This window comes from Vibrio sp. Isolate22 (assembly GCF_022398115.1).
In the GTDB taxonomy this organism is placed as follows: Bacteria; Pseudomonadota; Gammaproteobacteria; order Enterobacterales; family Vibrionaceae; genus Vibrio.
This window is the reverse complement of record NZ_JAKEUW010000013.1, coordinates 1-12988: the sequence shown is the minus strand read 5'-3', so window position 1 is coordinate 12988 and position 12988 is coordinate 1. Positions and strand designations below refer to the sequence as shown.

Here is a 12988-nt window from a genome sequence, read left to right as displayed (position 1 = left end):
ATGGAATTTCTGATATATACCATTGGTAATTTTGATTGGGCTAGACAAGTTTTCCTTGGCTTGTCGATGGCGTTCGATCCATCAACAGGTGATTTTGGACAGCCTAACTACTTGTTCGGTCTTGGATTAGTTCTTTCCTTCTTCGTTGCAGCCTTCAAACAATTCTTTGAAAAGGGTCAGGTTGGTGGTGAATTCTTAGGAACAGTGTGCAAGGGCTATCTTATCTGGATGCTGTGTTTCTACCCGAGGGTCGACATTGTTGTCGAACATGCTGGTACGGGTGATTCAGCGTATTTCACTGACATTCCTGTGGGTTTGGCGATAGGTGGGGCTGTAACGACTCAAGTACCTATCGCGTTTATCGATATTTTGAGTGACATCTTTGTGATGCCTCAGAACTCAGGCACACACTTAGACGCACTTAGAACGCTGGTGGCCATTGAAGGGTCTGTAAATAGTCCGAATATTCGTACTATTGGACATGCAGATAGTGATTTCATACGCAGCATAGACAGTTACATGAATGGCTGCTTGTTCAAAGACATGGAAGTTGGTGGAGCCTATCAAGAGGCGAAGGTTGGTAATGTATTGACGAATATCGATGCTTGGGCCGCGATGGAGGTGAGCTCAACGATTTGGTACATCGACATGTATCTTGAAGGTCAACCGTCGTTCATGTCGTGTAAAGACGCTTACACTGCACTGAGCGCGTACATTGATAATGACCAATCGAAATTAGCAGACGGACTCGATGAGTTAAATGAAGGGAAAGGCATTTCACCGTCACAAGTAAGCTCTGCACTTCAGCAGTTGGGCTCTGCATCAATGGACAGCTACACATTTCAGATGAATAACTTCCTTGATTATCACGTCAAAAAGAACGCTCTGGGGTTAGATGCTAGTCATTCTGCACGAGGCCAACTTGTTGACGCTATGGAGTATCAAGCGAAACAACAGCGTCTTTTCACTATGGCAGGTGACAGAAACTTGTGGCTTGAAATGGCCCCTGCCACCATCTCATTTTTTGAAGCGTTCGTGTGGTTTGCAGCACCACTTATGTCCTTCTTTATCATCTTTGGTGAAGGGGGCTTTAAGATCGCCGCGTCATACATGCGATTCTTAGTTTTGGTTGGATTGTATCCATTCGTGATGATTCTGATTAACTTCTATCTCGATTGGTCTATTCAAAATGCGTTGGAAACGTCGTTCACTGAGCAAACAGCATACACCATTGGGGGGTTGTCCAACTTCTATTCCGAAGCGCGAAGTTATATAGCGACCGCTTCTTACATGACGACAATGGTTCCTATGTTGGCTTATATGCTTTTGAAAGGTGGCGAATACGCAACCGTGAGTATGGCTGGCAAGATCGGGGGAACCGCACATGTTAATCCTAGTGCTGTCGCTCCAGATATTGCCGTTGGTGCCAAAAATGGCTCACTCAGAATGGGTAATCACAGTTGGACTATGGGTGATAACGGTGTGGTTCATTCAACAAATCAAATTCAAGATCAAAATATGCCAACACTCGGTGGTATGTCGAATATGACCAGTAACTTGTCCCTTACATCAAGTATGGCAGAGTCGCGAGTTCAATCAGCCCAAGCTTCGCATCAACAGTCATGGGGCAAGCTTTCTCAGCTTATGACGCAGATTCAAAAAGGGAAAAGTGCGAACGGTAGTGATTCTAGTCAATATTCTGAAAATGCTCAATTTGCATCGCAGGTTCGTGAAGGTTTACAGAAAAACACCAATCTAGATACACAAGAAATTACTCAATTGATGGGTAAGTTAATGATGGGTGGTGGTGGCGCTGCTAGTGCTAACTACAATGCGGATAGCTCGGAGAGTTCATCGTCTCAAAATACTCAAACTACGAAGGATTCAACACAAATATCTGACAGCACACAGCATTCCAGTGGCTCAAATAACAAAACTAACCAATCTACAAAAGTGGGTTCTACGGCGGATGGTCGACATGGCCGTGGTCGTGTCACGACCACCACTCAAACAAACGATGTTACCAGTAGTAAGTCGGATAAAACGTCGGTGACCGATTCGCAAAGTAAGGATAGAAGTAACAATAAATCGAACCGAGTATCTAGTGGTAACAAAGGTGATATCTCAGTTGGTCTTGATGGCCGAGTTCAGGTAAACGCAGAAGGCGGGTTTAACCTTACGGAACGTGAGGCAGAGGCATTGCAGGCAAGCTTAGGTTACGTAACCAGTGAACAAGGCGGCACCAATGCTCAATACACCAGTCAAGAAGCGATTCAAAAGGTTCATGGTCTTTCAAGAACGACTGGTTGGGGCGAAACGGGACAAAATGCTATTCAAGACATGAAAAGTTATACAGCTGCGAAACAATTCCAAGAAACGACGCAACACGCATTGGGAGTTGCAAAAGGTTTGAATCAAAATTATTCAACCAATTTTACAAATGCGGCAAACAATAAGGAATTTAAAGAGTGGGTGGCTAATGGTTATAACACCGAACGTGAGATGGACAACATGAGCCCAGAGGAGCGTAGAGTCGTTGAGGCCAATGCTCAGGCCCGAAACCTCCAAATACAACGTGATGCATCTAGATACTATAACGGAGATGTGGGTCGTGCTGCAGCAGTACTTTTCTCAAGTGAAATGGTTAATCAATATCAAGAAGTGGCGAACGCTAAAGACATGAATTCAATGAAATCGGGCTTGATGGATATCTCGCAGAAATTCAATGAAGCCGACTTCTTGATTGGTGACAAAGCACTTAATGATATGTCGAAAAACTTTGCCACGATGAGTAACAATTTAGGGTCTGTGAAAGATACCACCAGCAACTCAGCTGTAGCAGGCATTCCGGAAGAAATTCAAAGACACCAGCAAGGCTTTGAGAAAACACGAGATGAACGACTGGGTGAGGTTGGTACATTATTGACCACCAAAAATATCAAAGATGATCACGAGGAAAATGTTGTTAAGGCTCGCGCCAATGCACCAAAAGTTGCGCCTGAGAAAACAGATGAAATTAAGGCCATTGAAACTGCCACTGATACAGTTAATCCAACTCCAATTTCTCAAGAAGTTAAGAGTGCTGCGAAAGATGCTGGTGGATTAGTAAACGACGTTGCAGCGGGGCTAGTTTCTCAGTTTCACTCTGCGACAGCGCAACAGCTATCAGAGCCAGCCGCAGAAAATATGAAGCACTTAGAATCTCCATTGAATAAAGGTGCTGATTTATTAACAAGACCACAAATTGCGACTAACCCAAGTGCTCGTGATTTTGGACTCTCCACTAATTCCGAAGGTGTGTATGGTGCCGCTGTGATCGCGTTAACCAGTGATGAGAACACGCTCAATAAAGATGGGTTACTCAGTGACACGGAAATCAAGCATCACAATAATGCGGTTGGGAATATAGAACAACTAAGAACGGAAATGTCTGAGGATGAGTCATTTGCCAAAGAAGTAGGTGGACTTGCATCGGGCAAATACACCATGAAAGCGTTAGAGGACTATAAACTGTTTATGGGTGGCTCTGAGGACGGATTCAGAGACATTGATTACAACAACGTTGCTCATGTTGCTTCAACACTTGGTACATCCCTTACTGATGAGCAAGTTTCGAATCTATCAAATCAATCTGAGGTCAATAAGAATTACGATGTCGTAAATGGCAAATTGTTATCTAAACATTATCTGCAGATTGGAACAGAGGATGGGGCTGAACACCAGAAAGCTTACCACGCAGCTAAAGATACACCGAATGAAGTGAAGTTGTCACAACTTGAAACGACAGGTAAAGAGCAAAACGAAGCTGCAATTAAAGAGGGCCAATCTAACGGAACAGCGCCACTAACGGGTGTTAATGACACCGTAGCGAAAACAGCAATGCCGGGTTCTGTACCGTCAAATGAGCCATCACCAGTACCAAGTTCAATGACAAAATTCGCTGAAACTGCAGCGCAAAGCTTGGCACTTATGGAGGCATCAGAGAACAGTGGTATGAGTGACGAACAGAAATCACAAATCTTCGACTCCATTGACAGTAATACGATTTCTGTAAAAGAAGGAGCTCAACTGTTCAATGCTGTTAGTTCAGGTGAAATGACGGCTAATCAGGCAATTACGTCGTTGCAAGAGAAAGAGGAGATGCTTGCTTCAACAGAAAATACACAACCTGATGCTCAACCAACAGAGGCAAATAATTCAAAGGAAACAACGACACAACCAACCCAAGGCAATGATCAAACAGGTTTCTCCAAACTAGCTTCAATGGTTGTTAGCGCATTACCAAGTAACCCATTGCCGGAAGAGGACAGTAATAATCAGCCTACCCAAGTTCAAAGTAATCAAGAGGTAGCTCCTGATAATAAGTCAGCCGAAACGGTAGATACGTCGAAGACCACTGACACTGTAGCTACGAACTCACGCCCTGAAAGTTCAGCACCACAGTCGGTGGCTCAAACGGGTACAGTAGCGCCAGCAACGCAAGTGGCAAGCGCATCACCGCAGAAAGTGGATGAGACAGTACCTACGAACTCACGCCCTGAAAGTTCAGCACCACAATCCGACTCACAAGCGGCAAATGTAGCGCCAGCGACACAAGTGGCAAGTGCATCACCGCAGAAAGTGGACGAGACAGTACCTACGAACTCACGTACTGAAAGTTCAGTAGCACAGTCGGGCAATGTAGAGTCAGGAACACAACTGGCGAGTGCTCCTACTCAAAAGGCAACTGATGCTGTTGCAAATACACAACGCCCTAATACTTCAGAGAAGGAGACAGGAACAAATCAGACCCAATTGGCGAATGCACCCACTGACTCCAATAACGGCAATCAAGGCGCGGGAACTATTGAGGACTCTCAAAATGATTACAAAATGGGGAATCAAACCAAACTAGCATCACTCAACGAAAGTGATCCAAGTTCGCCTTCTGTTACCGGAAGCGGTTCAATGGACCTAGCATTATTGGAGTCTTCACAGTTCAGTGGTATGGCTGATGGAGATAAAGAGATTGTGATGGAAGCTATTGCTAGTGGCCAACTTACTGCTGATGAAGGCATTGAAGTGTTCAATGCAGTTCAAAGTGGAGAGATTAACTCTGATGAAGCTATTCAGATAGCTAACGGGACAAAGGAATTGCCGAGCGCTCGTAATGAAATGTTGGCTTCTACTGGTTCTAGTCAATCTAATAGTGACCTTACTGCGAGCTCAGATAGTGACATGGAATCGGCGCGTACAGGTGCAGACAATGAGTTCATCGCTAAAGAAAGCGACGGACAATTAGCGTCAACGAACATTGAGGCTCCAGTATCAGGAGCGGTCGAGCAGCCAAGCGCTGAACAGTTTGAAGCGCAAGTGGCGATGGATACTCCTAACCAGTTTGATACATCGGTAGCACCAACTGATGGCGGAGAAATGAACTCAACCATGCGCGAGGGTGAACAACACTTAGCGTCAACGAGCTTTGAAGCGCCAGTATCCGGAGCCGAAGAGCAGCAAAGCACTGAGCTATCGGGTACGCAAGTAGCGATGGATACTCCTAACCAGTTTGACACATCGGTAGCACCGAGCGATGGTGCAGAGCATGACTCTATGATGCGAGAAAGTGGTACTCAACTAGCATCAACAGGATTTGATGCTCCAAGCGATGGAAATATGGACCCAAGTACGTCTGACGCAAACTTAGGAGATAATTCGAATAAGTTGGATATTGCGACAGCTTTAACTACTGGCGACAAGACAAATCTTGAAATGGATGCCGATGAAATTATCAATGGCGACAAGCTTGATACTGTAGTTGGCTTGGGAGGTTCAGTAGGAGAAATCGATGGTGACGTGAACTATGACCAAGAAACAAAATATACATAATGCCCATATTGATGACGTTTAATCGATATTTCTAATAACTAAACCCTATTGGTGTATACAAACTCCAATAGGGTTTTTTTTAGGTTTCCGAATGAAGATATATTCCACAATCGCATTGATGATCATGTCGTTCGTTTCTGAAGCATATGAGGTTTCAGGGAGAAGTTTATTAATCATGGATGCGCAAACTACGGTTGGCTTAGAAGCTTTAGGTGTGGAAGCCGCTAAAGTTGATGCGTTGGAACGAGTTGAGCAAACCATTTCCAAGGGAGACAAATATGGACTTGTGTATTCTTACCAGCCATCCATTCAGAATCTTATTGTCTTAGCTCAGGATAAAGTTGAATGCGATGTTGGCATTTGCTTAGAAACAACCATTAAATTGATAGTCGATAAACAAATTGCTAAGGCTATCAGTCAAAGCCTTCATAACAGTGCTAGTGGCATGTCGCAACTTGAGTCAAAGCCCAAAGATGTACTCAGTGCGCAGCTAAACCAATTTACATTGATAGAGTCACGCCACTCTCGGTTACCAATTGAGTTCCGCGCAGAAGACGGAATCTATTCTCAGTGGTTAAGGCTAAGAGCAAAGGAGCAAAAGGAGCTTGTTAAACGTATCAAGGTATCTACGATATTTAAGGATACGGAGTTCGTTCCACAAAAAGTTAAGCTGAATAAGGTGCCTGTGTTTGATTCCATAGGAGAGCCATCAACGTCTCAGTACATTGCCTATTCGTTTGCCCTACCTGGTTCCGAGCAGATGAATGATCTCGTAAAAGCCATTCCATCTTTAATCTCTGATACTCGGTATGTGACTATGAAGATGAGTGTCCCAGAGCTGTCCATAAAGCAGGTCGAATATAGGGCTAAGTATCATTGCATGTTATTCGCATCGGCAGATGATTACTTATCACATCAATCGCTGACAACAGCTCAATTGTTTCACCGAGAGCCAGAAGTAGCAATCAACGTGTCAGGAAAGATAGTCCATATAGGTCGTGGGTACTATTACGAAAAAGGTTCCGAATCTGATTCAGTATTCAAGCGTTCAGGGATACCAACCTATTGTGAATTGCTTAATGGAGAATTGGTGCTTCCTAAAAATACAAAGCAGACAACTTTGTTGGGGTCCCATGTGACGGTGTTTAGTACTGTTCGTATCCGGGAGGTAGCCACGGATTTCCATGCGGATGAAACGAATATTGATGATTGGCTTCTCGTTGATTCCAACTTTGATAAAGCATGGATAGAGTCACGTTATACAGATGAGATTAATACGATCCGACAAGGATGCATTGATGCCGTGTGTTCTTCACAGGTTATAACCCCTAAACAATTCATGTTGATGCTTAATGGCGAACCCCATGTTGCCTTCTCTAAAGTCGCAGCCGGAATGAGATACCCATTTAGAATTGAGCGCTATCAACCAACGTATCCTCTTGTTGTTCCATACGTGGGCTTACAGACCGCAGGGTATGGTACTGCTTTGAGTTCGTTAACAGTGGAGGAGTGATGTATGGGACGTATGTTTATTTTGTTGTTTCTAATGTCTAGCCTAGTGACTGCAAAGCCATTCGACGCAACTGTAGAGCGCGTAGTTCCGAGCGAGCAAGTAACGCAGGCTCTCTTTCAGCAATTGAAAGATGAAGCCGCGTATTTAGCTGTCTCTAATGCGGATTTACGTGGTTATGTAAAGACGAGTCAAAGTTATAACGGCGCTTATCTGGAGACATTGAAGGTTCTACTACCTCTAGTAGCCGATGTGGATGTAGTTAGTCAATCAGTGAATAACTGCACTGGTGCTGATTTTAAATGTGTATCACTGACAGTCAATGTGGATATAGACAGAGGAGAGTTCCAGTCTCAGCTTGAAATGATAAAGAATGATGAAGTTTTAAGAAGAAGTCTGGAGCAATATCATAGGGAGCCTGGTCATCCTCTTCGAAAGCGAATTACGATGTTGTCTTCTCAGATCGAGAGTTTGAGTAAACGCGGTGAACAGTCTGATTTGGTTAATTCGCTAAAGGTGCAGCTTCATGAGAGCCAGTTGGTGGAACGTGATATTAAGTCAATGCGTATTGTGACTGAAATTGCACGGCATTATTCGGATTTCATTATATTTACTCAAGTTGAAGGTATCGAGCGCATTTCTAGTAACAGAGTGAAGGTTACATTACGTTCACGAGGCAGCTCATATGGCAATCATGACTTTGATTCTCGTTTAGCGGCAATTATAGATAGTAACGGTTATGCAATGGACATGTACCATCGAGTGGTGCATCAAGGAAATGTCTCTTCTCGTATCAGTCTAGGAAATCACTTTGATGATGGCCACCAGCTAAAAGTGCGACAGCTTTGTATTGAACCGAACTCCTTTGAATCTCATTCACCGGTTCTACAGGCTTTATATGACAGTGACACGAAACTTACGCTTCCGCTTTATTCACAAAGTAGATTTGTACGAGTTGGTAGCTTCAAGGGTGAACCTGTACCAAAAGAAACAAAAGTGGATAGTTACTCTTACTGTATTTGGGATAAATTCGAATACCAATATTCAGTTGAATTGGCGGATAAAGAAATAGAACACTTTGCGATGTCAGGTAGTAGGTCAGCGACCAGTCGTCTCACTATTGGCATAGAACCGGAACAATACGCTCAGATGTCGCCTAAGCAATGGCAAGCGTATCTGGATAGCAAAGGCTTCCTTGGTGTTATCCACCAGAAAAAGACTCGTAGGGTGTCACAGGGCGCAATGTTGCAAGCCTTTGGCAACGATTCAACGCTATACAGTGAGAATGTGATCATCGGTTGTAATGCGGATACCGGCGACTGTCCAGACCGAGCAATACAACACTTCTAAATACATTCCCCCCACTTTTGGTACGCAACATAATCATTCCTAGCTTTTTTGTTGTATAACTAAAGTATGCAACAAAAGGAGATTACAATATGTCACGTAGAACTGAGCAACAAAGTCACGATGATTTTTGCAATAGAATGCAAAACAATCGCCGCAGAAACTCTGGTGTAAAGAAGCGCGGCGTAGCGCACCGTCATCCAGTCCCAGAAAGAGAAGAAGACCAATTAGTTGAAGGTGTTCCTTACTATGTTTGGATTGGAAATGAGATGGATCGAGTGAATGCGCTTGTGGACGACGATTAATGTCTTGCTGCATGTCCAGAACACGATCAGCCCAAAGGTATCGTTCACACCCATTTGACAAGTGGTGTTAGACCTGAACATGCACAGACATTGAAATCGAATGTCAGAGTTAACTTTTGAAAGGTAAGGAACCGATTCTTTACCGTCCACTACGACATATCATCCCTTCTGTACAGCTATACTAATCTTACACACCTCCTAAACACTCAAATCTCTTTCATTAATTAACCAATTTAACGCGGTATTGCTCCATTCTTCCTTTATACCTTCGGTGTAAATGAATGAAACGGAGATGCGTATGGATTCCGATCTAGTCAATGGATATTTGAAAGAGCATCTATTTCCAAAGATGACCAAAGAAACAATCGATCAAGCGTTTGGTCACCTGGTCCCAAGATTAGGTGCTGGTGAAATGGTCGAGTTGTTATGCCCTTCCTGTGGCAACAAGGGGACCCACTTTTTAGGCACTGGTAGTTTCAATTGTGAGTCTTGTGGACCTACTTCGATTATCGACGCCTATTCAAACGACCACTCAGTAACACCACATCGCGCCATTATAGAATTATGTCGCCTAGCCGGTTTGAATATACCTGCTGACATTTACCGTGAACTCACACCTGAAGATATCAAATTCACGGATATCGTTATGGACATCGCGAGAATGAGAGTCTTGCCAAAAGAAGTGGAAGAGTGGGGGCTTTCAGTGGATGAACGCAATGTGCCTGACCATCTATCCTGTATTCCAGACGCTGAACAATTTATCGAATATGTGAACGCTGTTAACGGTTGGGTTCCCAATGCCGTTATTGATGCCATCACTGAGTTTCAAGGCGAACCCATCTTATTGTTCGTTAACAAAGGTCGCTTAGTGTTCATTAAACTCAATGGATACAGCTCCGCGAGATCACCATTCATCCGGTCTTACACAAAAGGCACTAACAAAACCAAGCGAGTGTTTGTCTCAGATGATCCACTGTTTATAGATATGTGTTGGTCTAAGGGCCTATCCGCATATTTTATCAATCCAAATTTTATGACCCCGAGAGCGATTGAATTTCTGAGTGATGAATTCAAATCGAAATCGGTGGTTGCCGTGTGGACCAAAACCAAATGCCAAGATTACGTATTTAGCCGAGATCAAAAAGTACATCGGTACGATTGGTTTAGTCGTAAGGTTCCAGGTTCTTATCAACGTATTGCGGAGTTAATTCAATGACTATTTTTAATGCAAAATATCAAGCGACGGTGCCTGTTTTAAATTTCGTAAGAGGCTGGGTCATTGTCCTTATTGGGTTTATGTTTTACACCTCACTGGTCAGCTCATCCCATAGTTACCACCCACCGGTGCAAGAAGTGATATTTCTTTGCCTACTTGCCGTCTGCCTGTCTTGGACTGAATTTGTAGAAATCAAAGAGGACACGGTTGAAACTTACTATCGCCATTCGCTACTCACCTTCATAAAAACACCAAGGTTCGTATATGAGATCCAAAGCGATTGGTCTTTAGAAGCTAGGCCCAGTTCATTTGGGTACACAATATGGACAGCCAAGAACGATAACGCTTTAATTCAGATATTTCATACTGGCCATGTGTCTAATTGCTATAGCAAGAACTAAACTGTTCGTAAATTGTTGTATATAGCAAGTATGTTTGACCATTAGAGATTAAATGTATGAATTCGAAATTTGCTTTTTTTTTGGTAGCCTCAATGTCTTTCACTGTCTCTGTGTCAGTTGTCGCGTCTGAATCAGTGCAAGAAGGCGAGGGCAGTTTGAACCAACAATCCCTGAGCCAATTGGTAGAACAGCACGGGGACAAGACTATCGGTGGTTATGAACGGATGAATGAAGATGGCAACATTGAACAGTCTATTTATTCGGTGTCTGTACTCTTGGTCGATGGGGCGGTGAAGGCTGATCTTCATGATAGTGAGCCGGTTAACTAAACGTTTGTAAAAGCACCCACCAGCTCGGTCATAGTTACTTTTTGCATTTCTTGCCTTAGTGGTGGGTTGCAGTTTAGTCAGTGTACCAAAGTCGTAGGCAAGTAAATCTACTGTCGCCAGTGTTAATTTTAGTCTCATAAATAGATTCAATATTGACAATTGAAACTGCGTGTTCAACTAACCAGTTATTTAATCGCTCATGTGCGACATCAATAAGAAGTTCGTTAGCTGTCGTTCTCGTGTTCATACCACATCCTAGAACATTAAATTCGATACGCTTTATCATCATTTTCCCTCTACGTTAGCTGTACCAAGACGCGTTGGTCTTGCGAATCCCCTCATAATCAGGCGTAAAAACAATGAGGTAGACGCGCATCGCCGTCTTTGATCTAATGAATATCGCTGAACACACATTTCGAACAAGTGGGTTAACAATGCGCGACATTCAGATTCTACAACAAACCATACAAAACCAATGCTCCTCCATTCACAAAAAACGCGTTAGTTCTCTGATACTTGCTACAAAAAGTGTACTTGACGGTTCAGACTTAACGCTGACTAAACTAGGTCGGANCTTGCGAATCCCCTCATAATCAGGCGTAAAAACAATGAGGTAGACGCGCATCGCCGTCTTTGATCTAATGAATATCGCTGAACACACATTTCGAACAAGTGGGTTAACAATGCGCGACATTCAGATTCTACAACAAACCATACAAAACCAATGCTCCTCCATTCACAAAAAACGCGTTAGTTCTCTGATACTTGCTACAAAAAGTGTACTTGACGGTTCAGACTTAACGCTGACTAAACTAGGTCGGAAACTGGAAACTAATACCACGGTAAAACATGCGATCAAACGCGTTGATAGACTGCTTGGAAATCGCCAACTACATCGTGAAAAAGACCTTATCTATAAATGGCATGCCTGCTTAATAACGGGCGCTAACCCATGCCCTGTGATCCTTGTTGATTGGTCTGATGTTCGTGAACAACTTCGTTATATGACGTTAAGAGCATCCGTTGCACTTGATGGTCGAGCCATCACAATCTTTGAACAAGTTTTTGAGTATGGCCAATACAATTCACCGAAAAGTCACCAAACATTCCTCGATAAATTGCAGAGTATTTTGCCGAATAAAATCAGTCCGATCATCGTTTCTGATGCGGGTTTTAGAAATACTTGGTTCCGCCAAGTTCAGGAGAAAGGTTGGTTTTGGTTAGGTCGTGTCCGAGGTGAAGTATCAATCAAACAGCCCCAAAAACCTTGGGTCTCAAATAAAACCTTTTATCCAAACGCTGTCCATAAACCCAAATATCTTGGCCACTGCTTATTAGCAAAGAGATCACCGATATCTTGTGAAGCCTATGTTTACAAGGGATTAGAAAAAGGCAGAAAAGCCCAGCGCCATAGCAGAACCAGCCAAAAACACTCCGCTACACATCTCTATCAACGCAGTKCAAAGGAGCCGTGGTTACTCGCTACCAATATCCCTAGACATATCTTAAATGAAGTACAAATTACTAACCTGTACGCCAAGCGCATGCAAATAGAAGAAGCTTTCCGCGATCTAAAGAGTACCGCCTATGGGATCGCACTTCGTCACAACAGAACTCGTTGTACTAAGCGATTGGATATCCTACTTCTTATTGCGTTGCTCGCTGAAATCTTGATGTGGTGGAATGGCCTCATTGCAGTACAAGCCAAGTGGCATTTTGACTTCCAAGCCAATAGCATTAAACACCGCCGAGTTCTATCCATACCTCGTCTAGGAAGAGAGGTACGAAATCATCGACGATATCAAATTAACGAATCCCAATATCAATGGGGAATGTTCGAATATCAAAGGCTCACACACAACGCAGGACTAGGGCAATTATGAGGGGATCCGTCAGYGCCTCACCAACTTGAGCGTTATAACATCTCAAGCTCAATGTGCCGCTAGTCAGTCCTTTATATCGGGACATTGCCGTCTCAGAGATTGAACGGTCGTGGTAGCCAGAGTCAGTTTTCC

Annotated in this window: 7 protein-coding genes and 1 pseudogene; 7 read left to right on the top strand and 1 reads right to left on the bottom strand. The window is 43.5% G+C overall.

The window, feature by feature from the left end; translation table 11 throughout:
- From L1D55_RS09575 to L1D55_RS09545, 7 genes are all read left to right on the top strand, one after another.
- Entirely contained in the window at window positions 1-5865 is a 5865-nt protein-coding gene (locus L1D55_RS09575; protein ID WP_239917264.1) for a conjugal transfer protein TraG N-terminal domain-containing protein, read from the top strand.
- 91 nt (window positions 5866-5956) lie between these two features.
- Window positions 5957-7378 carry a hypothetical protein gene (locus L1D55_RS09570; RefSeq protein WP_239917263.1) on the top strand — a complete coding sequence of 474 codons (1422 nt, stop codon included), beginning with the start codon at window positions 5957-5959 and terminating at the stop codon, window positions 7376-7378.
- A gap of 3 nt (window positions 7379-7381) precedes the next feature.
- The gene (locus tag L1D55_RS09565; protein ID WP_239917262.1) at window positions 7382-8725 is read left to right on the top strand and encodes a hypothetical protein; all 1344 of its coding nucleotides are present in this window, start codon (window positions 7382-7384) and stop codon (window positions 8723-8725) included.
- A gap of 89 nt (window positions 8726-8814) precedes the next feature.
- Complete coding sequence (locus L1D55_RS09560) at window positions 8815-9027, top strand: hypothetical protein (RefSeq protein WP_239917261.1); 213 nt, start codon at window positions 8815-8817, stop codon at window positions 9025-9027.
- A gap of 298 nt (window positions 9028-9325) precedes the next feature.
- Entirely contained in the window at window positions 9326-10243 is a 918-nt protein-coding gene (locus L1D55_RS09555) for a hypothetical protein (protein WP_133152576.1), read from the top strand.
- Between the two features lie 493 nt (window positions 10244-10736).
- Window positions 10737-10973 carry a hypothetical protein gene (locus L1D55_RS09550; RefSeq protein ID WP_102423505.1) on the top strand — a complete coding sequence of 79 codons (237 nt, stop codon included), beginning with the start codon at window positions 10737-10739 and terminating at the stop codon, window positions 10971-10973.
- A gap of 683 nt (window positions 10974-11656) precedes the next feature.
- Window positions 11657-12856 carry an IS4 family transposase gene (locus L1D55_RS09545; RefSeq protein WP_239917260.1) on the top strand — a complete coding sequence of 400 codons (1200 nt, stop codon included), beginning with the start codon at window positions 11657-11659 and terminating at the stop codon, window positions 12854-12856.
- Here L1D55_RS09545 and L1D55_RS09540 read toward each other — a convergent pair.
- Window positions 12825-12988, bottom strand: a pseudogene (locus L1D55_RS09540) (IS5/IS1182 family transposase); the annotation flags it as partial. The gene L1D55_RS09545 and the pseudogene L1D55_RS09540 sit on opposite strands and share 32 nt — an antisense overlap.

Bases quoted from the DNA above. Each gene is read 5' to 3' on its own strand.
- L1D55_RS09565 (WP_239917262.1), top strand. From the start codon at position 7,382: ATGGGACGTATGTTTATTTTGTTGTTTCTAATGTCTAGCCTAGTGACT.
- L1D55_RS09575 (WP_239917264.1), top strand. From the start codon at position 1: ATGGAATTTCTGATATATACCATTGGTAATTTTGATTGGGCTAGACAA.
- L1D55_RS09560 (WP_239917261.1), top strand. From the start codon at position 8,815: ATGTCACGTAGAACTGAGCAACAAAGTCACGATGATTTTTGCAATAGA.
- L1D55_RS09570 (WP_239917263.1), top strand. From the start codon at position 5,957: ATGAAGATATATTCCACAATCGCATTGATGATCATGTCGTTCGTTTCT.
- L1D55_RS09550 (WP_102423505.1), top strand. From the start codon at position 10,737: ATGTCTTTCACTGTCTCTGTGTCAGTTGTCGCGTCTGAATCAGTGCAA.
- L1D55_RS09555 (WP_133152576.1), top strand. From the start codon at position 9,326: ATGGATTCCGATCTAGTCAATGGATATTTGAAAGAGCATCTATTTCCA.